Raw genomic sequence first — 24365 nt, 5'->3', positions numbered from 1 at the left:
CGGCCTGGTCCGCTCGGGCCGAACCACCGATGCGGCCTGTTCCGCCCAACGCCGATGTTTGGCCCTGGCCAACGGCGTTGTCTATTTTGTCCCGAATTTGTCCCGAACGGACAATCCGGCTCGCCCGCCACCGCATGCGCCGGACGGATTCCGCCGTCGCGAACGCGTCCGCAGTGGTGCGGGTCCTCCCACCAGCCGCGCCGTTGGTGACACTCCGCCGAGTCGACAACTACGCTCAGGTAAGGCTCGCCGATTCGGGGCGGGACTCGAAGGACCCCGAAGGGCCGGCGCTGGTCTTCGGGCCGGTGGCCTGGCGGGCGTTCGTCACCGAGGTCGCCCGGCGGTCGTAGCCGATCCCCGAACGCGCCGAAGCGCCCGCCCCCAGTAGAGGGGACGGGCGCTTCGCTGTGTGGCCTCCGTCAACCCACCACCGACCGCAGTGGCACCTTCGCGGCATTCAGCGCGCGTACCAGATCCCTCGCGAACGGGTGTTCGTCCACCTGGAGCCCCTGCGGGTTCGGGATCACGACGTACGCCGAACCGTTCTTCTCGGACGCCCGCGCGTCGGCGGTGAAGCGTTCGACGATCGCCCGGGTGCGGGGCAGGTCGCCGGCCGCCACCTGGATGGTGATCGGCCGCCACCCGCCGCCCAGGTCCGGCGGCACCGGCGCGGCGGCGGCGCCGGCGCGCGCCGCGTCGACGCCGGCCGGACGCCGGGCGTCGGGCGCGGCCGTCGGCGGGTAGAGCAGCGCGTTGGCGACCAGGTGCAGACCATTCTCGTTGTACGCGCGGAAGAGCGGATTGAACGCGAACAGCACCGCCCGACCGGCGCCGGTCGGCTCGTCGACGACGGCCGCGGTGCCCTTCAGCGTCTCCGCCCCGACTGTGAAACCGTTGGCCCAGAAGGTGTCACCGGTCGGGTAGGTGAGCACGTTTGTCCCGGTGGTGCTCGGGGTGAGGATCGGGTCGCTGTTGTTGAACTCGAAGTCCTCCGCCGGGCGACCCAGCGCCACCGGGCTGTTCCGGTCGACGTCGACGCGCAGGTGCGAGCCGATCACCAGGTAGTCCGCCGGCTTGGTCTTCTCCGTGGTCGAGGTGAGCCCGGCGGCCCGGGCGACCCGGGTGCCCTCGTTGCGCAGCCCGAGGTAGGTGTGGCCCTGGCCGATCCAGTCACGCAGGTTGGCCTGCCCGGCGGCGGTCAGACCGCCGGTGGCGCTGCCGCCGTCCGGCACCAGCAGCACGGTACGCCCGGTGAACGCCTCGGTGTTGTCGTTGATGTCGGCAGTGGTGACCGGTTTCAGGTCGAGCCCCCACCGCTTGCCGAGTACGTAGCGGGCCTCGCCGTGCGAGCCGGAGGTGGTGGAGATGCCGGTGCCCTGGAACAGCCCCACGTCGGGCAGGTCGAGGCGGGTGCCGGAGGGCCGACCACCCGGGGTGAGGCTGACCCCGAGGGATTCGGCCAGCCCGTCCACGGTCCGGTTCACAGTGGCGGCCGGGATGGCGACAGTGCTGGTCGTGAGGTCACGGACCAGGGGTACGCCACGGCCGAGCAGGCTGAAGGTGAACTCCGCGGCGGCGGCCGAGTCGAGCGGGTACGTGTACGAGCCCCAGGGCCACGCCGCACCGGTGCGACCGCCGGAGACCTTGCGCACCAGTTGGGCCCTCGGCCGGACGGAGTCTCCGGTGTAGATGGTGTTGATGCCCATCAGCAGTGGGTTGCTCCAGGACGACACGTCGTAGAAGTACGGGAACGGCACGTACGGGTCCTCGCCCATGAGGGCCTGGATCCAGTGCTTCTGGGGCTGGTCCATCGGGATCCAGTACGCGCCCTTGGGCACCGTCACGTTGGTGGCGCTGCGCCCGCCGAAGACCCGCGCGGTGGGCACCCGGGTCGCCTTCTGCACCTCGTACACCTCGACGTCCATCCGGCGCAGCCGCTCGACGAGTTGGCGGACGTCGGCGAGCTGCCGGTCGGGCAGCAGGAAGTACGAGCGGATGGTGAGGTCCGGCACCGGGAACTGGACCTCGTTTGTGGGTTGCACCACCTCGTTCGGTTCGAGGGTGCCCGCCCTGCCCTGGGCGAGCGCGTCGGTCCAGATGTCGAAGTAGCCGTCCAGCACCTCGCGCTTGTTCGCGGCGGCCCAGCCGAGCGTCGACCACTGGGTGTGGAACTGCTGCTGGACCCGGTCGGCCACCGCCGACGCGCTGCCCTTCTCGTACGTCATGCCGGCCGCGCCGAAGCCGGTGGTCGGCACCGTGTCGCCGTAGCCCATGAAGAACATGTCGTACGTGTCGTAGTTGAAGTAGCACTCGGTGAAGGCGTTCTCGTCGCAGGCCCCGTTGAAGCCGAAGCCGGCCTTGTTGGCCTCGCCGATGCGGTTGATCCAGTCCACCGCCTCACCGGCGATCTCGTGGTGGATCGGGTCGGCGTTGGGCGGGAAGAAGTACTGCCGGCCGCCCATCTCGTGTGCGTCGACGAAGACCTGCGGCGGGTAGCGGCGCAGCAGTTCGAGCTTGCCGTCGGTCTCCTGCTGGGTGCGGGCGAACCAGTCGCGGTTCAGGTCGAAGCCGAACTCGTTCTGCCGGCGGGTCGCGTCGCGGCCGTCCGGGTTCTGGGTGGGGACGATGATGGTGACCAGGTTGTCGTTGCGCTGGGCGACAGCGCAGGACAGGCCCGCTGCCAACTCGTACAGCGTCTTGAGCGCCGCGTCGGCGCCGCTCTTCTCGCCGCCGTGCACGTTCGCGGTGACCCAGACGATGGCCGGGCTGTCCTTCGCCGTTTGGGCGGCCGTTCGCGCGCTGGTCCGGCGCGGGTCGCGCAGGTCCCGGATGTCGTCGGCGATCTCGCGTAGCGCGGCGGGCCGCACGTGGCGTTCGTTGGACACCACCGCGTACGGCAGCGGCTGGCCGAGCACGCTGGTGGTCATCACGCCGGTGACGACCCGGTTGGAGGCGCGGTCGACGGCCCCGAGGTAGGTCCGGACCTCGTCGTTGGTGACGACCCGCTCCTGCCCCGTGCCGAGCGGGAAGCCGAGCACGGCGTCCGGGCTGGGCACTGTGGTCAACCGGGCGGTCGGGTCGTCGCTGCACCGGGAGGGCTGGGCGGCGCTCGCGGCCGGTGTGCCGCCGAGCAGGGGAGTCATGCCGAGCAGGAGCGTGATCGTGGCGGCACTCGCCAGCCGCCTGGCGGGGGCCATCCGGAACGGACGCATCGATGGGACCATGAGTCGTGTTTCCCCTCTCGGGAACAACCGCGCAGTGGCCGGAGCCTATGAACCGCCGATACGACGGTCAAGGGTTGATCGATATTGCTGACTACTCGGCGTGCCGGTCCCGACGCGGAGTGGCAGGATGGTGGCGTGGGCTTGTCGTCGTCTGGGAGGAGGAGACGTGCCGGAGATGATCACGCTCTCGGTCCATCCGGATCTTCCGTCCGCCGATGCTCGGCGTTCGCTGGCGTCCTGGCTGCGCGCCGAGGATCGGCTTCGGGAGGGGGTGACCACGACGCCCCCCGACGGGATGTCGGTGGACACCCCGGACGAACTGCGGGTGGCGGCCAGCGACGCGGGCACCGCCATGGTGCTGGTGCAGGCGATCGCCGGCTGGCTGACCCACCGCCGCGATGATGTGACGGTGAAACTCACCCGGCCCGACGGATGGTCGGCCGAGGTGGACGTGCACCGGGCTCGCGACATGGATCAGGTGACAGCGCTCATCGAGGCTGCGGTGCGCGCGGTGACACCCGCGCAGCGGTAAACGGCCCGTCGCCGGCCGAGAGGTCGGCCGGCGACGGGCCGGGTGGCACACGTACGGCTACCAGGTGGTCAGGCCGAGGCCGATCGTCTTGGTCAGCGTGGCGTTGTCGTCGTCGCCGTCGAGCGACCAGATCATGGCGCCGGCCAGGCCGGCCCGTCGGATGTAGAGCGTCTTCTGCAACACGACCGCCGGGTCGTCGTACGTCCACAACGTCGTACCGTCGAACAACCAGGCATGCCCGGCGCGCACGTCGCGGTGCACCGTGTAGCCGTTACCGGCCAGGGTCTTCAACTTCTTGTAGTCCTCGTACCCGGCCTCGAAGGTGGCCGGCGCGGGCCCGGTGGCCGGCTGGAACAGGCCGTTGCCGCCGCCGGTGATGCCGGTCCAGCCGCGACCGTAGTAGGGGATGCCGAGAACGAGCTTGTCCCGCGGCGCGCCACGGGCGATCCAGCCGTCGATGGCCACCTCGACGGAGAAGTCCGGGTTGTCCGGGGCACCCGCCGGGACGCGAAGCGCCGACTGCTGGTTGGCCCGTGCGTCCCAGCCGCCGTGGAAGTCGTACCCCTGCACTGTGGCGAAGTCCAGGTACTTGAAGATCTTGCGGCCCTCGTAGCCGGCGTCCATGGTGGCCGGGCTGGCCGGCAGGAACGCGGTCAGCGGGTGGTGCGCGCGGGTCGTGCGCCCGTACGCGTCGAGCTGCCGGCGGAACTCGGCGAGCAGCTTGGTGAAGTTCTCCCGGTCCTCCGGGCGGATGACGTTGCCGGGCTCACCCTCCCAGTTGGGCCACTCCCAGTCGAGGTCGATGCCGTCGAAGACGCCGGCCCCGGCACCGGGGCCGCCGGCGGCGCCGTCACCGCCGGGCAGGTTCCCCTTGAGGTAGAGGTCGATGCAGGACGTCACGAACGCCTTGCGGGAGGCGTCGGTGCGGGCAGCGTTCGAGAAGTACGTCGACCAGCTCCAACCGCCCAGCGAGATCAGCACCTGCAGTTTGGGGTGCTTGGCCTTGAGCTTGGCGAGCTGGCCGAAGTTGCCGTTGAGCGCCTGGCCCGGTGCGTCCGCGACACCGTCGACGCTCTCCTCGGCCGGGACGGGACGCTGGTAGTCGGCCCAGGCGTCGCCCTCACCCGGCCCACCGTCCACATAGCAGCGGCCGTCCTCGCTGACGTTGCCGAAGGCGTAGTTGAGGTGGGTGAGGCGACTTGCCGCCCCGGAGGTTTCGAGCTTCTTGACCGGGAAGGCTCGGCCGTAGATGCCCCACTGGGTGAAGTAGCCGACCCGGTGGTAACCGGTGCGGCGCTGGTGGTTGTCACCGGCGCTGGCGGCGGTGGGCGGAGCGGCGGTGACCAGCACTGTCGCCAGGGCGACGACGGCGGTGAGACGGCGGTGGCGGAATGGTCGCATCGGCACACTCCCACGAGACATCAAGCAGAATTAGTAAAGACACTTATCTGATTGATGAAGTTAAGCCGATCACCCTCCGGGGTCAAGAGCCGTCCAGCCACATGGGGGATTGTGACGGCGTTACCGGGTGGTAACGATGTTGTGCCATGGACTCCGCCGTGACTCTGATCGGACTACCCGTCGCCCTCGGCATCATCATGCTCGGTCTGGGTCTCGGACTGACAATGGCGGACTTCCGCCGGGTGGCCCACCATCCACGAGCCGCCGTCATCGCCCTGGTCTGCCAGGTGCTGGTCCTGCCGGCGCTCTGCTTCTGCCTCGTCCTCGCGTTCGACCTGGCACCCGAGCTGGCCGTCGGCATGATGCTGCTGGCCGCGTCACCGGGTGGCACCACCGCCAACCTCTACAGTCACCTGTTCGGCGGGCACGTGGCCCTGAACATCACCCTGACCGCCATCAACTCGGTGCTCGCCGTGTTCACCCTGCCGATCCTGGTCAACCTGTCGGCGGCGTACTTCCTGCCCGACGGCAGGAGCATCGGCCTGCAGTTCGACAAGGTGCTCCAGGTCTTCGCCATCGTGCTCGTCCCGGTCACGATCGGCATGCTCATCCGGGCGCGGATGCCGCACCTGGCCGAGCGGCTGAACCGCCCGGTCCGGATCATCTCCGTCGTCGTACTCGTCGCGGTGATCGCCGGCGCGGTGCTCGGCGAGCGGGAGAACATCGCCGACTACTTCGTCTCGGTAGGCCTGGCCGTGCTCGCCTTCAACCTGCTCAGCCTCGCCATCGGCTACGGGGTGCCGCGCCTCGCCGGTGTCGACCGGAGCGCCGCGACGGCCGCCGGTTTCGAGATCGGCATCCACAACAGCACCCTGGCCATCACTATCGCGCTCAGCCCGGCGCTGCTCAACAGCACCCAGATGGCGATCCCGGGCGCCGTCTACGGCATCGTCATGTTCTTCACCGCGGCGGCCTTCGGCCTCCTGGTGACCCGCGTCGGCGCCCGGTCCGCCACCGCCCTGACGCCCTGACGGCCGGTGCCCTGTCGCCCCGACGGCAGCCGTCGAGGCGACAGGGCTGACGGCAGCGGTCAGCCGACCTGGTTGTTGTCCTTCTGCGCGCCCCAACCGTGCCAGCGGTCGATCTCGATCAGGGCACTGACCCGGGCACGTTCCCGGCGTGGGTACGCGTTGCCCGTGTAGTGCTTCGACAACCGGTCGATGTCCGCCAGGCCCTCGTCGGGGCGCAGTTCGGCGACGTGCCCGATGATGCTGACGTGGGTGTACCAGCCAGCCTCGTCGAGCACGGTGAGGGACACCCGGGGGTCGTTGCGGACGTGCTCCAGCCGGCGGCGGCTCTCGTCCATGTTCACCAGGATCCGGCCGTCCTCCCACAGGTACCAGGTGGCGGCGGAGACCGGTTGGCCACCGTTGCGAAGGGTGGTCATGACGGCGGGGTTCGGCTTCTGGAGCATGGCGACCGCGGCCTCGGGAAGCGGTGGCTTGGACATGAAGTCTCCTCGTCGCGACAACGTTTACCCCTGCACGTTACGCACCCGCCCGCCCGATCGCGCTCGGATCGCGATCGCGGCGCGGCGGGCCGAGCCCACCCGGCTGCCGGGCTGACGTCGCCTGCGGCGAAGATGTGGTCATGAGCGAATCCACACTGCCCAGGCGTGTCGTCGTCACCGGCGCCACCGGCAAGCTCGGCCGTGCCGTGGTCGCCCACCTGCGCGCCGTGGGCGTCGACGTGCTGGCTGTGGACCGGGCCGGTGGCCGCGACCCACGCGACGTGAACGGCGAGTTCCTGCTTGTCGACCTGACCGACTACGGGCAGGTGGTGGAGGCGTTCACCGGCGGCGCCGACGAGCACGCGGGCGGCGTCGACGCGGTCGTGCACCTCGCGGCGATCCCGGCCCCCGGGCTGATGTCGAACGCGACCACCTTCGCCAACAACTCCGCCGCGACGTACAACGTGTTCGCCGCGGCCCGTGCGGCCGGGATCAAGCGGGTCGTGTGGGCGTCCAGCGAGACGGTGCTCGGGTTGCCGTTCGACACCCCGCCGCCGTACGCGCCGGTCGACGAGGAGTACGCGCCGCGGCCCGAGTCGACGTACTCGTTGAACAAGGCCCTGGAGGAGGAGATGGCGCGGCACTTCTGCCGGTGGGACCCGGAGCTGGTCATGGTGGGGTTGCGCTTCTCCAACGTCATGGACGTCGAGGACTACGCGCCGTTTCCCTCGTTCGACGCCGACCCGCAGCTGCGCCGGTGGAACCTGTGGGGCTACATCGACGCCCGCGACGGCGCCCAGGCGGTCGAGCGCGCTCTCGCGCACGACCAGCCCGGTGCCGACGTCTTCGTCATCGCCAACGCCGACACCGTCATGAGCAGGTCCAGCGCCAGCCTGCTGGCCGAGGTCTACCCGGGCGTCGAGGTCCGTAAGGAGCTGGGTGAGCACGAGACGCTGCTCAGCATCGACAAGGCCCGCCGGGTGTTGGGGTACGAGCCGCAACACTCCTGGCGGGACCACGTCGACGTGCTGTAGATCAGCGCGCCGCCTGGTAGGCGCGGCCGACGGCGGTCGCGCTGCTGCCGGTACGGAACAGGCCGGTCTGGTCCTTGTCGGTGGCGGGCAGGCCGAACCACGCGTACCGCTGTAGCCAGGACAGGCCACCCAGCATCCGGGTCGCCGCGGTGAGGAACGCGGCCTGCTGTGCCTGGGTGGGGAAGCGGACGCCGTTGGAGAAGTCGATCAGGGCGAACTCGGTGAGCCAGATCGACAGCTTGTACCGGTCGTGCACGGCCTGGAGGTACGACCGGAGCTGGTTGACAGCGTTGGCGGTGGTGAAGTCGCCGCCGTACCAGTGCAGGGCGATGAAGTCGACGCGGTAGCCGCGCTGCTTCGCCCCGGCCATGAACCGGTCGAGCCATTCGCCCGGCCGGTCGCCGCCCCAGGCCACCGCCGGGCTGCCCAGCGGAAGGCCGGTGGCCTGCAACTGCGGCCACAGCTCCAACGCCTGCTCGACCGTCATCTCCGCCTGACCCTTCAGGTCCGGCTCGTTGAACCCGAGCAGGTAGCGGCCGTTCTTCTTGGCCTGTTGCAGGTTGGTGGCGGTGACGCTCTTCGCCCCCCAGATCATCGGGACGAACTCGGCGCCCTTGGGGCTGGTGACGCCCGAGTGGGCCACGTCCCAGGTGTAGTACCAACTCGCCCCGGAGTTGGCCAGCGCCTGGCTGACGCCGTCGAAGGTCCACACCCCGACGCCCTTGCGTTTCGAGGTCGCCACCGGGGCTGCCGGGGCGACCGGACGCCCCGTTGTCGGCTTCGCCGTCGGCGTCGGCGTCGGTGACGCCCCCGCCGGGCTCGGCGTGGCGGTGGGCGTGGTCGTGGTGGGTGCGCCGGGTTGCGGGCTCGTGGGTGGCGGCGCGTCGAGCGCCTGCGTCGCCGCCGGGGCGGGCGTCGGCCCGGTGGGCTGCACCACGACGATCACACCGGTCACCAGTACGGCGACCACGGCGGCCACGAGGAGCGGCCACAGCAGACGCCTCGCGCCGATCGGGAGGCGGCCGAGCATCCCACGTCGGGGTTCCGCGTGGACGCCCCGGTTTCCCCTCGCGGCGTCCGCTTCGCCCTGGCCGGTTGCGCGCATCGTCTCGACTCCCTCGTGTGTGGTCGCAGCACTGTTCCATGCTGCGGTGGCGGGGGAACCCGCCAACGCCTCACCTCAGGAGACTCGCCGGCCGTACCCGGATAACAGTTTCGTCGGCCCGGAGCAGCGTCAGATGGATCATCCTTTCAGACCGGTGTGGGCGAGGCCCTCGATGAACTGCCGCTGCGCGATGACGAACACGACCAGGACGGGCAGCGCCGTCATCGAGGCCGCCGAGAGCTGTACGTCCCACATCGGTCCGCCGTACGCGTCGACGAACTGGGTCAGTGCCTGCGGCAGGGTGAACTTCTCCGGGGTGGACAGGAAGACGATCGGCTCCAGGTACAGGTTCCAGCTGTGCAGAAAGGTGAAGATCGCCACCGCGCCGAGGGCCGGGCGAGCCAGCGGCAATGCGATCCGCCAGAAGGTCGCCAGCCGGCCCAGCCCGTCCACCCGGGCGGCTTCCTCCAACTCGCCGGGCAGGGTGATGAAGAACTGCCGCATGATGAAGGTGGCCAGCACACTGGGCGCGCCGAGCGTCGGCACCAGGATCAGCGGCCAGTGGGTGTCGATCATCCCGACCGAGTTGAACATCTGGAACAGCGGCACGATGGTCACCTCGCTCGGGATCAGCAGGCCCACCAGCACCACCAGGAAGAGCGCGTGCTGACCACGGAACCGGATCCGGGCGAACGCGTATCCGGCCAGCGACGAGACGGCGAGGGTGCCGACGGTGACCACCGCGGCGATGTACGCGCTGTTGAGGTACTGCTGGGCGAACGGTTGCAGCTCGAACACCCGCCGGTACGCCGAGAAGCTCAGCTCGGTGGGGATCAGCGACGGAGGGAACGCGAAGATGTCGCTGACCGGCTTGAATGACGAGGTGACCATCCACCAGGTCGGGAAGACGAACGGGATGGCCAGCAGGCAGATCAGCCCATAGATCGCCACCCGGGCCCGCAAGGGGAGCCTATTGTTCATGGAAGACCCACTTCCTGCGCATCCGCCACTGCACGACGGTCAGCGTCAGCACGATCAGGAACAGCAGCACCGACAGCGTCGAGCCGTACCCGAACTGGTGGAACTGGAAGGCCTGCTGGTAGAGGTAGTAGACGAGCACTGTGGTCGAGGTGCCCGGGCCGCCCTGGGTGAGCACGGCGATCTGGGCGAAGACCTGTAGTGCGCCGACCACGGTGATGATCGAGGTCAGCAGGATGGTCGGGCTGATCAGCGGCACGGTGATCCGACGGAACTGGTTCCACCGGCTCGCCCCCTCGACCCGGGCCGCCTCGTAGAGTTCGGCGGGCACGCCCTGCAACGCGGCGAGGAACAGCACCATGTTGAGGCCGACGTTCTTGACCACCTGGACGACGATCACCGACAGCAGCGCGGTCCATTCGCCGCGCAGCCAGTTCGGGCCGTCCAGGCCGACCGCGCCGGCCACCCCGTTGACGCCGCCGTTGTCCTGGAGCAGGAAACCCCAGACGATCGTCCAGGCGACCAGCGAGACCACCACCGGTGAGAAGAACAGCGTACGGAACACCACGGTGCCGCGCAGCCGCTGGTTGAGCAGGACGGCGAGCAGCAGGGCCAGGGCGAGGTTGAATACGACCAGGCCGACGGAGAAGAACAGCGTGCTCCGGAGTACGCCCGGCAGCTTCGGGTCGTCGACCAGCTCGCGGTAGTTGTCGGTGCCCACGAAGTCGAAGGTGTCCGCGAGCACGTTCCACTCGTGCAGGCTGTACCAGACCACCAGGCCGAGCGGCAGCAGCACGAAGAGGGCCGTACCCACCAGTTGTGGGGTCACGAAGAGCAGGCCGGCGAGCTGATCACGTCGACGACTGGTCCACCACCCGCGTCGCGGCGACGCTGCCGTGCCGCCCGGGGCGGGCCGGGGCTCAGCCCGACCCGCCACGTTGTCCGTCAGGACCGGCATCGCTGATCCCCTACTTCGCCAACAGCGGGTTGATCGCCGAGCAGACCCCGTCGAGCACACCCCGCACGTCCGCGTCGGCCTTCCACATCGGGTCCAGCGCCGACCGCACGGCCTGGCTCAGCTCGGCCTGCCCGGTGTGGTTGGGCTTCACCACCCCGTTGGCGATCCCGTCGATCACGACGCTCTGCAACTGCTCCGGCTTGAGCAGGGGATTGGTCTTGGCCAGCGTCGCCGCGGTGAGCAGCGGGGTACGCGGCGGCGGGAAGAACTGCGCCAGCTTGGCGGAGTTGGCGGGGTTGGTGAGGAAGGCCAGGAAGTCCGCGGCGACGGCGGCGTGCTTGCCCTTCTTCAACACGCCCATGCCACCCTGACCGATCACCGAGTAGTTGCCCTTCGGCCCGGCCGGCAGCGGCACCAGGTCCCAGCCGAACTTCTGCTTCTCCAGCAGCGAGGCCCGGGAGATCTGGGTGATCGTCATGCCGGCCTCGCCGGCGAAGAAGTCGGCGGCGGTACCCGGGCCCGGCAGCGCCTTCGCGGTGAAGATCGCCTGGTGCAGGAAGGTCATCGCGTCGACCATCTCGGTGGCGTTGAAGCCGCAGGTCTTTCCGTCCGCGCTCCATGCCTGGGCGCCCCAGCCGGTCCAGATGGTGGAGAGGTTGTCCCAGCCCTTGTAGTCGAAGTCCCGTACCACCAGGCCCGCCTTGCCGGTCCGGGCGGCTACCGCCGAGGCGGTGGTCACCGCGTTCTCCCAGGTCCAGGCGTTGGCGGCGATCAGCTCGGCCGGGCTCTTCGCGCCGGCGGCCTTGACCAGGTCGGTGTTGACGAAGATGCCGAACGGTGAGGTGGAGAACGGGTAGCCGTAGAGCTTGCCGTCGGCCTGCCACAGCTTCGTCGCGGCCGGCGCCAGCTCGTCGAAGCCGTACCCGTCGGTCTTGCGCAGGGTTTCGTCCAGCGGCAGCAGCGCGCCCGAGGAGACGAAGTCGGGAGCCGCGTTCTCCAGGACCCAGGCCAGGTCGGGCGGGTTTCCACCGGCGATCTGGGTGGTCAACGTGGTGGTGTAGCTCTCGAACGGGATCGGGTCGAAGGTGATCTTCGCGACGTTGGGGTGGCTGCTCTGGTACTCCGCCGCGATGTCGTTGAACAGCTTCAGGTGTGCCTCGTTCGCCGACCAGGTGGTCATCCGCAGCGAGACCGGGCCGTCGGAGCCGGCGCTGTCGCCGCCGCCGCACGCGCTCAGGCCGAGCATCGCGGCGAGCGCGACGACGGCCGTCAACCGTTTCCTCATCAGGGTTCTCCCTCAGTAGCCGGCGATGTCGGGCCAGCGCAGCTCGACGCCCTCGTCGGCGAGGCGGTTCTGGAATTCGGCCAGCAGGCCGGGGGTGTGACGCACCGCGCGGGGAGTGACCCGGCGGGCCAGGCAGAAGTCCGCGAGCAGACCGGCGACCTCGCCGATGTTCCACTCCACGGGGTGCAGGCGGTACGAACCGTTGGTGATGTGGGTGGTGCCGATGTTCTTCCCGGCGGGCAGCAGGTTCTCCACCCGTCGGGGGATCAGGGCGCCGAGTGGGATCTCGAAGGGACACGAGGCCACGTCGACGTAGTTGTCCCCGCCGGTGGACGGGTGCAGGTCGATGCGGTACATGCCGACGCCGACCGCGTCCGGGTAGCTGACCGCGCCCTTGTCGCCGCGTACCGCCAGGGACAGGTCCTGCTCGACGACGGTGTACTCGGCGCGGATGCGCCGCGCCTCACGGATGTACGGGGCCTGGGCCAGACCGCTGTGCGCGACGTCGCCGCCGGTGCTGATGCCACCGGTGCCGGTGACGTCGCCACGCAGCCGCAGCCCGGGGAAGCCGGTCCCGCCGTCGGCGCGCGGCGCCTCGGTCTGCAGCCAGTAGAGCACCGACAGGGAGAGCTCCCGGGCCGCCGCGATCTGGTGGGCGGGGTCGGGCACGTCGATCAGCGGCTGCTCGAAGTAGTCGATCATCGGCCAGTTGACCAGGCAGATGTCGCTGTCGTAGCTGCCCGGGACGAAGCTGCGCCGAGCGGCGATCCGCCGGAAGGTCCACAGGTTGCCGTCGCCCGGGCTCAGCCGCTGGTCGGCCATCACCAGCCACGGGTCGTCGTCCGGGTTGGGGGTGAAGCTGCGCTCGGAGATCTCCAACGTGCGCGGGTTGGGTGAGCGGAAGGAGAGCATCCGGTCGCCCCAGAACGGCGGCTGGTACGCCCGCCAGAAGTCGTACCGGGCCGGCCGGTCGATGGTGTGGTCGCCGTCGACGTGGTCGACCGCGAAGCAGACCGAGAACGCCTGCATGTTCTCCGGCTGCGCTTCGTCCGGCGCGCTCGGCTCCCCGGTCTCGCCCCGCGACTCGAAGCCGGTGACGTACTCGGTGCCGGTCAATGGCAGCAGTTCGCCGGTCTCGGTGGCGTCCAGCACGTACGGCGCGACAACGTGCACCCGTTCGCCGCTGTCCCGGTGCGCCAGGGTCACCCCGGTCACCCGGTCGCCGTCGGTGTCGGCCCCCACCGGTAGGTACGGCTGGAGCAGCCGCAGCCGGCCGGCCCCCCGGTACGGCGCGAGCATCGCCTCCAGCACCGCCACCGCGACCCGTGGCTCGTGGCAGAGCCGGCTCACGTGCCCGGCCCCCGGGTTGAGCGCGGTGGCCTGGCGGGCCCGGTCGGTGAGCGGGTAGTAGGCGCGGTAGTAGTCCCGGATGCCGTCGCGCAGCTTGCGGTAGCTGGCGGTGACGCCGAACTGCTCGACCCAGGAGTGCTCGTCGGGCGGTACGGCCTGGCTGGTGAGTTGACCGCCGAGCCAGTCGTACTCCTCGCTGAGCACCACGGAACGGCCGGCGCGCAGCGCGGCGAGGGCCGCGGCGACGCCACCGAGTCCACCGCCGACGATCAGAACTTCGGCCTGCATCTCTGGCAAGAGCTGTCCTTTCACGGGGTCACCTTCGGCGGCGCGAGGGTGGCGCCGTCGACGGGCTGGCAGGGCACCAGCCGCTGCGGCACGGTTTCCGGGTCCGCCTCGAGCAGCCCGGTCAACACCTCGACGGACTGCCACCCCATCTCGCGGCGGGGGATGCGGAAGCCGGTGAAGTCGATGTCGGTGCTGGCCGGCCGGGTCGGGTCGCCGAGCGCCAGGATGGACAGGTCACCCGGGATGTCGAGGCCCCGTTCGCGGGCCAGCTGGGCGATGGCCACACCGTCGGCGTACTCCTCGACCACCGCCGCCGTGACGCCCGCCGCGAGCAGGGCGTCGAGCAGTTCCGCGGGGGAGCGGTCGGTGGTCGGCAGGTGCCGTGGCGTGCGTCCGGCCTCGTCGAGCGCGGCCCGGAAGCCGCGCATCCGGTCGGCGTGCGACTCGGGGCCGGAGCCCTGGCCCAGGTAGGCCAGCGCGGTGTGACCTGCGGCCAGTGCGCGGCGTACCACGGCGGCGGTGGCGGTCGGGTAGTCGGCGCCGACGTACGGCACCGGCCCGCCCGCGTCGTCGCGGCGGCCGACCGAGACGAACGGTTGGCCCTCGGTGACCAGCCGGGTCAGCTCGTCGTGGTCCAGCGATCGACCGAGCAGGACGCAGCCGTCGGCCAGGCGGAGCCGGTTGTCGTCGTGGAATATCCGCCGCCGGCCGCCCGCCACCGGCGCGCTGGTGAGCAGCAGCAGGTCACAGCCGAGCCGTTCGGCGCACTCCTCGATGCCGACCAGGAACGGGTGGTAGAAGTCGCCGGTGCCGGTGGGAAAGACCGGCTCGTAGGTGAAGACACCGAGGATGCGGTTGTGCCGCGCGGCGAGCCGGCGGGCGACCGGGTCGGCGACGTAACCGGTGGTGCGGATGGCGTGCAGGACCCGTGCCCGGGTTTCCGGGGCGATCCTGACGTTGCCGTCGTCGCGGCCGTTGAGCACCAGCGAGACGGTCGCCTGGCTGACGCCTGTCATCCGGGCGATGTCGTGCTGGGTGACTCGCCTGCGCGAACCAGTCACGTTCCGTGTCCAATCGTTACCGGGGTAATACGCATTAGCGTCGGTGAGGTGAAATGGTGCGGCGCATCCGGCGTCGCCGTCAAGACCCTCGGGCGGAGAAGTTCTGCCGACGAAAGCCGCTCGATAATTCGTATTAGCACCTTGACGGTCGACTGAGGACCCGGCCAGACTCGTCGATGACGACCCCGGGCGACCGGCCAGGCAGCCACATCACCGACAGTGACGCTGGTTGCGCTCTCGTCAGTGCCTTCCGGGCCGCCGTCGCGCCACCACTCACGCTCCGCGATCGACGAGCGTCCCCTCACGATCGGAGACACCAGATGGCACACCCGTACCCGAATCCGCCCTCCGGCCGACCCACCGAGCTGAGCCGGCGCGGGCTGTTGCGTGGCGCGGCGCTGCTCGGCGCCGCCTCCGCCGCCGGCGGTGCCGGCACCCTGCTCCAGGGCGCGCCGGCGCTGGCCGGGCCGGCCGGTTTCCCCAGCTACCGGTACGTCCGTGACGCGTTCGACCGCCCACTGGCCTACAACCCCACCGGCGAAACGATCTTTCCCTGTGTACGCGGGGTCTACGACAAGATCACCGGCGCCAAGGGGCGGTACTACCTCTACTACGCCCCGCACGATGCGCCCGGCGGGATCTGCCTCGCCTACGCCGACCGGCTGGAAGGCCCCTACACCGAGCACCCCGGCAACCCCATCGTCGACCGGGTGCTACCAACCACGACGGTCAGCCACGTCTCGTCGCCGCACGTCGTCTGGAACGCCTCCAGCCGGGAGTTCTTCCTCTACTTCCACGGGGAGAACACCACCACCCGGGTGGCCCGGTCCCGAGACGGCATCACCTTCAGCGACGAGACGCCGATCCTGAGCACCAGGCTCGTGCCGAACACCACCGAAACGTCGTACGCCCGGGTCTTCGAGCACCGGGTGACCGGGCTCGCCAACAAGTACGTGATGCTCTACATGGGAGCGCACACCGTGCGGCCCGGCACCCGGAAGATCTTCTGGGGTTGGTCGCCGAACGGCTGGGACCAGTGGCAGTTCGCCCCGGAGCCGCTGATCTCGCCGGCCGGCGACGGCCTGAGCGACATCTCCGCACCACATCTGCTCACCCGCAACGGCACCGCGTACGTCGTCTACCACGGCGGTGACGGTCGAATGCACCTCACCGAGGTCGGCAACGGCTTCGACCGGGAGGTGCATCTCGGGGTGTTCCACAGCCCGATCGCCTCCGACAACGGTCGGGTCGCGTCACCGAGCTTCGGCACCGACGGCGGCGTGGGCTACCTGATCTACGAGGCGGGTCCACGCCTGGGCGCCCGGATCTGCGTGGCCCGGGCGGTCTGACCGGTCGTCACCGACGCAGGGTCGTGGACGGCGTCTCGCCGAAGCGGCTCCGGTACTCGGTAGCGAACCGGCCGAGGTGCACGAAGCCGTGTTGCAGGGCAACCGTCGTCACGGACGCCCCCGGCGCGGCCGAGCGGAGCGTGCGGTGCGCCGCGTCGAGCCGGCAGGCCCGCAGGTACGCGGTCGGGGTGGTCTGCAACTCACGGCGGAAGCAGTCCTGCAGTGTTCGTACGCTCACCCGTAGCGCCTCGGCGACGTCACCCACGGTCAGTGCCTCCCCGTGGTGTTCGGAGATCAGGGCGCAGGCCCGGCGGACGAGACGCCCGGGGTGGGCGTGCTGGCCCGGCTCGGACAGCAGGTGGGAGTGGCTGTGCTGATGGGCCAGCAACAGCTTGCCGATGAGCCCCTGTTCGAAACGGGCGGCTACCTGCGGGTGGTCGAACAGGGACGCGTCCGCCGGCTGGGACAGCTCGTCGGCGAGGAACGCCACCCCGCGTGCCCACGCCCGCGCGGTCGGCGTGGTCATGAGCATGCCGACGTCGAGGCGGACCGGGTCGTCCACCGGGTGGCCCAGCAGGCGGGCCAGTTCCCGGTCGACGGCCCGCCGGTCGGCGTAGAAGATTCGGTGGGGCGATCCCTCGGACCACCGCATGTCCGAGGAGTCGTACGGGGACAGCACCGAGGCGACGTCGCGCGTCGAGGTCACGCTCTGACCGGCATGGTGGACCATCGTGCTGCCGGCGCTGGGGATCTGGACGAGGTAGAAGCTCTCCAGCGCGGGCGGTTGGATGCGCACCGCCTGCCCGTAGTCCAGGTCGATGACGCCCACCCCGCCCGCCCGGCGAGCCGCCATCCGCAGTCGCACGCTGTGCACACCCGCCTGCGGGGTGAGCCGGTGTGGACAGAAGACCCGACCCACCTCGGCGCGAGCCCGGTCGACGTCGTCCGTCCGGACCGTCACCGCATCCATCCGACACCTCCCGGGCGTCCCGTCGCGCTGACCGTAAGGCGTGACCGGGCCGGACCAGACCCGAAAGCCGTCGACCCGACAGGAAAAGGGTGCTGTCGCGTACCGCGGACAGCGTCCGCGTCGAGCGGATAGCGACCTTCCCGGTCCGCTCGCTAGCGTGCGACCACCGCGGGCGGTCAGCGCCGGCGCCGTTCGTTCGTTCTTCGGAGGAGACCATGAGGATCGCCGTCGTCGGTGCCGGATTCGCCGGTGTGAGCGCAGCGAAGGTGCTGCGGCAGAGCGGATTCGACGTCACAGTGTTCGAGCGCGCGCCCGACGTCGGCGGGGTGTGGAGCCGCACCCGGCGATACCCCGGCCTGCACACCCAGAACGACAAGGGCACCTACCACCTCTCCGACCTGCCGATGCCCGCCGACTACCCGCAGTGGCCGTCGGGAGAACAGGTCCAGCGGTACCTGGAGAGCTACGTGGAGAAGTTCGGGCTGGCCAGCGCGCTGCGCCTGTCCACGGAGGTCGCCTCGGCCGAGTTGGTCAACGACGAGACCGGGTGGCTGGTGACCTCGCGGCCGGCGGGCGCCCAGGACCCACTGACCGTGGAACGGTACGACCACCTGATCGTCGCCAATGGCATCTTCTGCGACCCGTTCGTTCCGTCCTTCGACGGGCAGGCGAGCTTCACCGCCGCCGGAGGGCGCGTCCTGGCGACGGGGGAGTTCCACGACATCGAGGCGGCCCGGGGTAAGAACGTCCTCGTGGTCGGGTACGGCAAGTCGTCCTGCGACGTGGCGGTCCCGGTGAGCGAGGTCGCCGCCCAGACCCACGTGGTGGCGCGCGAGCTGCTCTGGAAGATGCCCCGCAAGCTCGGCGGTGCGCTCAACTACAAGTACCTGCTGCTCACCCGGATGGGTGAGGCGCTCTTCCGCTACCTGCACCTGAGGGGCTTCGAGCGGTTCCTGCACGGCCCTGGGAACGGTCTGCGCCAACGCATGGTCGACAGCGTCGGCTCGGTAGCGACCCGGCAGTTCAACCTGCGCGAGCTGGGTCTCGTGCCCAAGGGCAGCTTCGAGGACATCGCCCGCAGCACTGTCAGCCTCGCCACCGAGGGCTTCTTCGAGCGGGTCACCGACGGCCGCATCGCCGTGCACCGGGAGCAGGTGATCACCGAGTTGCTGGTCGACGATGGTCGGCCCGCCGCCCGACTGGCCGACGGCACTGTGCTCCCCGCCGACCTGGTGATCTGTGGCACCGGCTTCCGCCAGCACGTGCCGTTCTTCGACGACGCGTTGCACGCCCGGCTCCAGGACGACGCCGGCAACTTCATGCTCTACCGGCAGATCCTGCCGATCGGCGTGCCGAGGCTGACGTTCGCCGGCTACAACTCGTCGTTCTTCAGCCCGCTCAGCGCGGAGATGGCGGCGGTCTGGACGGCCGCGTACCTGCGGGGTGGTCTGACGCTGCCGACCGAGGTCCGGATGCGCGACGAGGTGCGCGCCCGGCTGTTCTGGATGGCGAAGCGCACCAACGGACGACACGCTCGCGGCACGAACATCATCCCGTTCTCGATGCACAACGTCGACGAGGTGCTCGACGAGTTGGGGCTCAACGTCGGCCCGCTGACCCGGGCCCGGCAGTGGCTGTTCCCCGTCGACCCGGGCTCGTACCGCAGGGTGACGGCACAGATGATCCGGCGTACCGCCGATCCGGTATCCGCCATCAGCGACGGAGACCCGATGAAGATGGATAAAATACGCAGATAGGGATCAAGCGGGGCCGGTCGGCGAGGGAGGCTCGGGGACGATGGCAGCGGAACAGGGTCACCACAGTGGTGTGCCCGTGCCGGCGGCCCTGGCCGGCTGAGCTGTCTCGCCGTCCGTGCTGACGCGCACCGAGTTCTTTCGTGGGCTTGGGGAAAGCAAGAGTCCTCGCTCGGCGACCGTCCTGGAACTGCTCTTCGACATCGTCTACGTCTTCGCGCTGGCCCGCCTCGCCGGGCGGGTCGCGGACGACCTGACCATCGTCCGGCACACACTGCTGTCCGAGGCCGGCCAGACCGTCCTGTTCTTCACGGCGATGTGGATGATCTGGTCGCTCAACGCCCTGCTGGCGAGCACCTACGACCCCCGACGTCCCGATCTGCAGGCAGTGCTGCTGGCGACGATGTTCGGCACGCTGGTGCTGGCCGTCACGTTGCCGCAGGCCTTCGGCCAACGCGGCGTCGTCTTCGCCTGCACCTACGTCGTCATCCAGGTCGGCCGACCGCTCTTCCTGGCGTTCGCCCTGCGGGGCCACCCGGCGCACACGTTCTCGCTCCGGGTGCTGACCTGGCACCTGGCGTCCAGCGTGCTCTGGATCAGTGGCGGCATCAGCGGCGGTCTCGGTCGAGGCATCTTCTGGACCATCGCCCTCGCCATCGAGATGATCGGCGCCGCCACCACCTACCCCCTTCCCCGAATAGGCCGGAGACAGCTGAACAGCCTGAGGGTCACCGTCTCGCAGGAGCATCTCGCCGAGCGGTACAACCAGTTCTTCATGATCGCTCTCGCCGAGGTGGTGCTCGAAGCCGGCGCCGCGGTCAGCTTCCCGGGCTTCACCACCGAGGGAACCATCGTCCTCGTCGCCTCGTTCGTGGTGGTCGTCTCGTTCTGGCGGATCTACTTCTACCACGTCAGGTCCGGCCATGCCTCGACCCCGAGCGGGGAGGGGATCCAGTTGTCCCGGTGGGCGAGCTACAGCCTGCTGTTGATCGTCGGTGGCATCATCTGCACCGCCGTCGGCTTCGGTCAGGTCATCGAGGATCCGCACCCGCCGATCGACTGGGCTCTCGTGGCCATCATCTTCGGCGGCCCGGTGCTGTTCCTGATCGGGCGGAGCGCCCTGGAGCGGGAGGACCGATCCGCGCCGCGGTGTCGGGCGCTGTACTACGGCGCGGTGGCGCTCGCCGTGGCGGCTCCGCCGATGGTGCTGCTCCCGCCGGTCGCCGTGGCGGCCGTCGCGGCGGTGATCCTGGCCGGCATCACCGTGTACGACCAGCGTGCCCACAAGCGTGGGGCGGAGACCAACCCGACGCTGTGACGATCCGTTGCGAGCGGGCGACCCCTGCGCGTATGGTCGTCGGGCACGCCGTCGAGCTGGAAGGAGGTCAGAACAATGTCCGATGTTCTGCGCCCCCTCCGCGCTCCGGCGTCCGCGCGGATCTGATCCGGGGCGCGCGCTTCCCGGAGGACCAACCCATGACTGATCTGGTCATCCGTCCGCTCGTCGCGGGCGAGGAAAACCTGTTCGACTCCATGCCTGATCCGCTGCCGCAACTGCGCCAGGTCGCCTACGCCGACGGGATCGCCGGCGGCGGTTACCGTCCCGAGCGCACCTGGGTCGCCCTCCGTGCCGACCGGGTGGTCGGTCGGGCAGCCTGGGTCCTCCCGCCGGGCGCCGTCGGTGCCCCGTGGTTGGAACGGTTCGACCTGGACGCCGAGCCGGAGGTGGGCGCCGAGCTGCTGCGCGCCGCCCACCAGGCACTGGGCGGTCCCGGTCTGTACCACGCCGCGCTGCCGGCGCACTGGCGGCGTCGGCCCGAGGTGCTGGCCGTGGTGCGGGCGCCCATGGGGGCCGCCCGGCTCGCCGGGCTTGTCGAGCGGGGGGAGCGGCTCCGCTGTTCCTGGACGGGCACACCCCTACCGGCGTCCTCCGGACGGTACGACTTCCGCGCCCCCGTCGACGTCGCGGAGGTCAAGGCCCTGGTCGCCAGGATCGCCGAGCCGGACGTACTGACCGGCGTCGAGAACGCACTAGCGGTCGGCGGCGTCGACCTGGCCACCGATCCGCTCGCCTGGCTGGGCGACGCCCTCGACGGATGGCGCGTCGCGATGGACGCGGGTAAGCCGGTGGGCCTGGTCGGAACGGCCGGCGACGCCTGCTTTCCACTCATCGCCTATCTCGGCCTGCTCGACGAGGCCGTCCGACCCGAGTTGCTGGCCGAGGCGGTCCGGGTGCTGGCCGCCGGCGGTGCCCGCGAGGTCATCGCCGACGTGGACGCCCACCGGGTGGCGGTGCTGGCGGAGTTGGAGCGGACCGGCTTTCGGCAGTTGCGCTCCCGGGTCGTCTTCGCGCCGCCGAACAGCCAGGAATAGCTGACCGGGTGCGCCCGGTCACCCGGGCGCACCCCCTCAGCCGGCGTCGAGCGCGGCCCCTGTCAGCATCTGCCCATGCCGGAGATCATCGCGCTCCTCGTCGGCGGGTTGGCGCTTGCCGGGGCGGCGGTCGCCGGGCTCTACCTCTGGCCGGTGGGCCGCCGTGGGCTACGGGTCCCGCCGGCCCGACCGCTCGACTTCGACACGGCCACCCGTGCCGCCGCGGCCATGATCGCCGCCGAGACGGCCGATCCGGAGGTGCGACCGGAGTCGCGCAGTCGCCTGCTGAGCCACGGCTCCCGGACCGGCCGGGCCGTGCTGCTGTTGCACGGGTACACCCTCGCGCCCGAGCAGTACGAGGGGCTGGCCGAGAAGTTCTTCGACAGTGGGTACAACGTCTGGGTTCCCCGGGCGCCCCAGCACGGGACCGTCGACCGGCGGGCCCACCACCGGGTCGAGGCCGGTGAGCTGACGACGTACGCCGCGCAGGGCTGGGCCGTCGCGGCGGCGCTGGGAGACGAGGTCGGCGTCGTGGGGATCTCCGGCGGTGCCGTGCTCGCCACCTGGCTGGCCCAGGTGCCGGGCAACGTCGTACGGCATCTGCTGTTGCTGTCGCCGTTCTTCGGTCCGAACCCGCGACAGGCGCCGGCCTACGCGGTGAAACCGCTCATCGTGCTGTACGGGCGCCGCGTCCTCCGGGACCGCGTCACGTCACGCGGATACTCCCTCGCCGCCGTCACCCAGTACCTGACGATCGCCCGTACCCTGCCGAACCCGCCCCGGCGGACCGGTCTGCGGACCGCGGCGGTCGCGATCAGCCCGCTCGACGGCGTGGTGAACCTGAGGGCAGCGGTCGACGTGCCGCGCCGGATCGCCGACGCGAACGCGATACCGCTGCGGGTGTGCACCCTGCCGGCGGCGCTTGGCGTCGAACACAACACCCTCAACCTCGCTGCCCTGGGCGCCGACGGTGACGAGTGGCGCCGACGGTACGTCGCCCTCTACGAGGGCGAGCCAGCGCCGACGAACGACGCCCCGACCCGTCGGTAACCCCGCCGCCCCGCCCCTCGCCCCGCCCCGCCCCGCCCCACCCCGCCGATCTTGCACTTTTGGTTGTCGACATGAGTGGGACGCCCCTTATGCCGGGACAGCAAGTGCAAGATCGCGGGGCAGGGGGTTGGGGGCCGGCGGCGTGCTGCGCGCGAGGTTCTAGGCGGCGGCGCTGTTGAAGACCGGTGGGGCGTAGCCGGCCGGCTTGTCGCCGATGCCGAGGCCGGGGCTCACCACCCAGGACTGGTACTGCGGGGTGAACATCACGTAGGGCGCCCCGAGTTCCGGCGCGCTGGCCTCGTCGAGCCGGCGACGGGCATCGGCCGGGATCTCGACGTCGAGCGCCTCGAAGTTGCTGCTGACCTGTTCGGCGCTGCTCGCCCCGATGATCACCGAGGCGACGGCGGGCTGGGTGGCGACCCAGTTGATCGCGACCTGGGCCATGCTGCGGCCCAGGTCGGCGGCGACGCTCTCCAGAGCCTCGATGACCTTCCACTCGCTGGCGCTGACCTGGCGACCTCCGGTGCCCGGGTTGGTCAACCGGCCGGTCCCGCTCAGGCCGTCACCGGTGCGCCGGTACTTGCCGCTGAGCAAGCCGCTGGCGATCGGGCTCCACGCGGTGAGGCCCATGCCCATGGTCTGGGCCATCGCTACGTACTCCGCCTCGATGCCCCGGCTGACCAGGGAGTACGGCAGCTGAAGGTTGATCATCGGAGCCAGCCCGTGTGCCTCGGCGTAGCTCTGCGCCCGCGCCGCGTACCAGGCCGGTACGTCGGAGAGACCGGCGTAGCGAATCTTGCCGGCGCGGACCAGGTCGTCGAGGGTGTGCACGACCTCCTCGACCGGGGTGATCCGGTCCCAGGTGTGCAGCAGGTACAGGTCGATGTAGTCGGTGCCGAGCCGGCGCAGCGAAGCCTCCACGGCCCGCATGATGTGCTTGCGGCCGTTGCCGCTCGCGTTCGGGTCGCTCGGATCGACGGTGTTGGTGAACTTGCTGGTGAGCACGAGTCGTTCGCGGACGCCGGCCCGGTCGATCAAGCGGCCGAGGATCTTCTCGCTCTCGCCGGCGGTGTAGAAGTCCGCCGTGTCGATGAAGTTCCCGCCCGACTCCAGGTACTGCCGGAAGATCGGCTCGGCCTCCTCCTCGGTCTTGCCGTACGCGGCGTGGAACCCGTCGACGCCGAAGTTCATGGTGCCCAGCGCCAGCCGGCTCACCCGCAGACCGGACCGCCCGAGCAGGTAGTAGTGGTTCACGGTGGTGCCCTCCCGATCGTGGTGTCGGCCCGCTGTGGGCCGCGCGTTCCCGACCTTTGCTCGGCAAAAATGGACCTGCAAGTCCAAAAACCGAGATAGGTTGGACCCGCAGGTCCGAACCCAGGAGGTCGCATGACACGGGCGTTGACCCGCAAGGGCGAGGCGACCCGGGCGCGGATCGTCGCCGGCGCCGCCGCCGAGATCCGCGAGCGCGGCGTCGACGAGGTACGCCTCGAGGACGTGATGGCCCACACCGGCACCAGCAAGGGCCAGCTCTTCCACTACTTCCCCGACGGGAAGGAAGGGCTGCTGCTCGCGGTGGCCCAGCACGAGGCGGACCAGGTGCTCCTCGACCAGGAGCCGATGCTCAGCAACCTGACGTCCTGGCCGGCCTGGCTCGCCTGGCGCGACCGACTGATCGAGCGGTACCTCGCCCAGGGGGTGAAGTGCCCCCTCAACGGTCTGCTCGGCCAGACCGGCCGACGGGCGCCCGGCGCGCAGGCCATCGTGACCGGGCTCATGTGGCGCTGGCAGAAGGCGATCACCGAGGGGATCCGGCACATGCAGTCGACCGGCGACGTCGACCCGGACCTCGACGCCGACCGGGCGGCCGCGGCACTGCTCGCCGGCATCCAGGGCGGTGTGCTGCTGCTGCTCTCCACCGGAAAGATCGACCACCTCGAAGCCGTCCTCGACCTCACCATCGACTCGCTGCGCGCTGGTGCCCGCACAGGCGGGAGCTGAGCCGAGGCCAGCGACGCCGAGTTATCCTTGCGCCCGAGTTTTCGGAGATCGGAGCAGACGTGGCAGGTGACGACGACATCTCCGGGTGAGCACCCGGACCGGCCGCCGACGAGCGCGTGATCGCGCCCGTGTCGCCGCGGCCTCC

The 24365-nt window shown here is 70.2% G+C and carries 21 protein-coding genes; 10 read left to right on the top strand and 11 right to left on the bottom strand.

Going from position 1 to position 24365, the window contains the following annotated elements:
* Nucleotides 1–134 precede the first annotated feature (134 nt).
* Nucleotides 135–350, top strand: coding sequence for a DUF397 domain-containing protein (locus NIE111_RS08770; protein WP_238683894.1), 216 nt, complete (start codon nt 135–137; stop codon nt 348–350).
* 69 nt (nt 351–419) lie between these two features.
* Here the strand turns inward: NIE111_RS08770 and NIE111_RS08765 are convergent, their stop codons facing one another.
* On the bottom strand, nt 420–3212 hold the full coding sequence (locus NIE111_RS08765) for a M14 family zinc carboxypeptidase (protein WP_238683893.1): 2793 nt from the start codon (nt 3210–3212) through the stop codon (nt 420–422).
* 187 nt (nt 3213–3399) lie between these two features.
* Here NIE111_RS08765 and NIE111_RS08760 point away from each other — a divergent pair, with 187 nt between their 5' ends.
* Entirely contained in the window at nt 3400–3756 is a 357-nt protein-coding gene (locus NIE111_RS08760) for an effector-associated constant component EACC1 (protein WP_238684374.1), read from the top strand.
* A 57-nt stretch (nt 3757–3813) separates the two neighbouring features.
* Here NIE111_RS08760 and NIE111_RS08755 read toward each other — a convergent pair whose 3' ends face one another.
* The gene (locus NIE111_RS08755; protein WP_238683892.1) at nt 3814–5157 is read right to left on the bottom strand and encodes a glycoside hydrolase family 18 protein; all 1344 of its coding nucleotides are present in this window, start codon (nt 5155–5157) and stop codon (nt 3814–3816) included.
* Nucleotides 5158–5303: 146 nt separating this feature from the next.
* On the opposite strand from NIE111_RS08755, the gene NIE111_RS08750 reads away from it, so the two are divergent.
* Entirely contained in the window at nt 5304–6188 is an 885-nt protein-coding gene (locus NIE111_RS08750) for a bile acid:sodium symporter family protein (protein WP_238683891.1), read from the top strand.
* 59 nt (nt 6189–6247) lie between these two features.
* Here the strand turns inward: NIE111_RS08750 and NIE111_RS08745 are convergent, their stop codons facing one another.
* Nucleotides 6248–6667, bottom strand: a complete 420-nt coding sequence (locus tag NIE111_RS08745) for a PPOX class F420-dependent oxidoreductase (protein ID WP_196926210.1) — start codon at nt 6665–6667, stop codon at nt 6248–6250.
* A gap of 140 nt (nt 6668–6807) precedes the next feature.
* Here NIE111_RS08745 and NIE111_RS08740 point away from each other — a divergent pair, with 140 nt between their 5' ends.
* Nucleotides 6808–7701, top strand: a complete 894-nt coding sequence (locus NIE111_RS08740; RefSeq protein WP_238683890.1) for an NAD-dependent epimerase/dehydratase family protein — start codon at nt 6808–6810, stop codon at nt 7699–7701.
* 1 nt (nt 7702) lies between these two features.
* On the opposite strand, the gene NIE111_RS08735 is transcribed toward NIE111_RS08740, so the two are convergent.
* The 6 genes from NIE111_RS08735 to NIE111_RS08710 form a co-directional block, all read right to left on the bottom strand.
* A complete protein-coding gene (locus NIE111_RS08735; protein WP_238683889.1) occupies nt 7703–8806 on the bottom strand; it encodes a glycoside hydrolase family protein in 1104 nt (367 codons plus the stop codon).
* 138 nt (nt 8807–8944) lie between these two features.
* Nucleotides 8945–9787: a carbohydrate ABC transporter permease gene (locus NIE111_RS08730; protein WP_112700239.1), complete on the bottom strand. Its 843-nt coding sequence runs from the start codon at nt 9785–9787 to the stop codon at nt 8945–8947.
* Nucleotides 9777–10742 (bottom strand): carbohydrate ABC transporter permease, encoded by a 966-nt coding sequence (locus NIE111_RS08725; protein WP_238683888.1) that lies wholly within the window; start codon nt 10740–10742, stop codon nt 9777–9779. Before NIE111_RS08725 ends, NIE111_RS08730 begins: the two co-directional genes overlap by 11 nt.
* Nucleotides 10743–10752: 10 nt before the next feature.
* Nucleotides 10753–12027, bottom strand: coding sequence for an ABC transporter substrate-binding protein (locus NIE111_RS08720; RefSeq protein WP_238683887.1), 1275 nt, complete (start codon nt 12025–12027; stop codon nt 10753–10755).
* Between the two features lie 12 nt (nt 12028–12039).
* Nucleotides 12040–13689 (bottom strand): FAD-dependent oxidoreductase, encoded by a 1650-nt coding sequence (locus tag NIE111_RS08715; RefSeq protein ID WP_238683886.1) that lies wholly within the window; start codon nt 13687–13689, stop codon nt 12040–12042.
* Complete coding sequence (locus tag NIE111_RS08710) at nt 13686–14726, bottom strand: LacI family DNA-binding transcriptional regulator (protein ID WP_211326774.1); 1041 nt, start codon at nt 14724–14726, stop codon at nt 13686–13688. Before NIE111_RS08710 ends, NIE111_RS08715 begins: the two co-directional genes overlap by 4 nt.
* Nucleotides 14727–15046: 320 nt before the next feature.
* On the opposite strand from NIE111_RS08710, the gene NIE111_RS08705 reads away from it, so the two are divergent.
* Entirely contained in the window at nt 15047–16075 is a 1029-nt protein-coding gene (locus NIE111_RS08705) for a glycoside hydrolase family protein (RefSeq protein ID WP_210785287.1), read from the top strand.
* A 7-nt stretch (nt 16076–16082) separates the two neighbouring features.
* Here the strand turns inward: NIE111_RS08705 and NIE111_RS08700 are convergent, their stop codons facing one another.
* Complete coding sequence (locus NIE111_RS08700; RefSeq protein ID WP_238683885.1) at nt 16083–17036, bottom strand: AraC family transcriptional regulator; 954 nt, start codon at nt 17034–17036, stop codon at nt 16083–16085.
* 224 nt (nt 17037–17260) lie between these two features.
* Between NIE111_RS08700 and NIE111_RS08695 the strand changes: the two genes are divergently transcribed.
* The 4 genes from NIE111_RS08695 to NIE111_RS08680 all read left to right on the top strand — a co-directional run bounded on the left by NIE111_RS08695 (nt 17261) and on the right by NIE111_RS08680 (nt 22222).
* Entirely contained in the window at nt 17261–18802 is a 1542-nt protein-coding gene (locus tag NIE111_RS08695; RefSeq protein WP_238683884.1) for a flavin-containing monooxygenase, read from the top strand.
* 115 nt (nt 18803–18917) lie between these two features.
* Nucleotides 18918–20117 carry a low temperature requirement protein A gene (locus NIE111_RS08690; protein ID WP_238683883.1) on the top strand — a complete coding sequence of 400 codons (1200 nt, stop codon included), beginning with the start codon at nt 18918–18920 and terminating at the stop codon, nt 20115–20117.
* A 158-nt stretch (nt 20118–20275) separates the two neighbouring features.
* On the top strand, nt 20276–21172 hold the full coding sequence (locus tag NIE111_RS08685) for an acetyltransferase (RefSeq protein WP_238683882.1): 897 nt from the start codon (nt 20276–20278) through the stop codon (nt 21170–21172).
* Between the two features lie 75 nt (nt 21173–21247).
* On the top strand, nt 21248–22222 hold the full coding sequence (locus NIE111_RS08680; RefSeq protein ID WP_238683881.1) for an alpha/beta fold hydrolase: 975 nt from the start codon (nt 21248–21250) through the stop codon (nt 22220–22222).
* 159 nt (nt 22223–22381) lie between these two features.
* Here NIE111_RS08680 and NIE111_RS08675 read toward each other — a convergent pair whose 3' ends face one another.
* Nucleotides 22382–23476: an aldo/keto reductase gene (locus tag NIE111_RS08675; protein ID WP_238683880.1), complete on the bottom strand. Its 1095-nt coding sequence runs from the start codon at nt 23474–23476 to the stop codon at nt 22382–22384.
* A 132-nt stretch (nt 23477–23608) separates the two neighbouring features.
* Here NIE111_RS08675 and NIE111_RS08670 point away from each other — a divergent pair, with 132 nt between their 5' ends.
* Nucleotides 23609–24220: a TetR/AcrR family transcriptional regulator gene (locus NIE111_RS08670; RefSeq protein ID WP_210785280.1), complete on the top strand. Its 612-nt coding sequence runs from the start codon at nt 23609–23611 to the stop codon at nt 24218–24220.
* Nucleotides 24221–24365: the final 145 nt, after the last annotated feature.

This window comes from Micromonospora hortensis (assembly GCF_022230935.1).
GTDB classification, from domain to species: domain Bacteria; phylum Actinomycetota; class Actinomycetes; order Mycobacteriales; family Micromonosporaceae; genus Micromonospora; species Micromonospora hortensis.
Note: the sequence above shows the minus strand (reverse complement) of the source record. Positions and strands in the feature narration are given on the sequence as shown.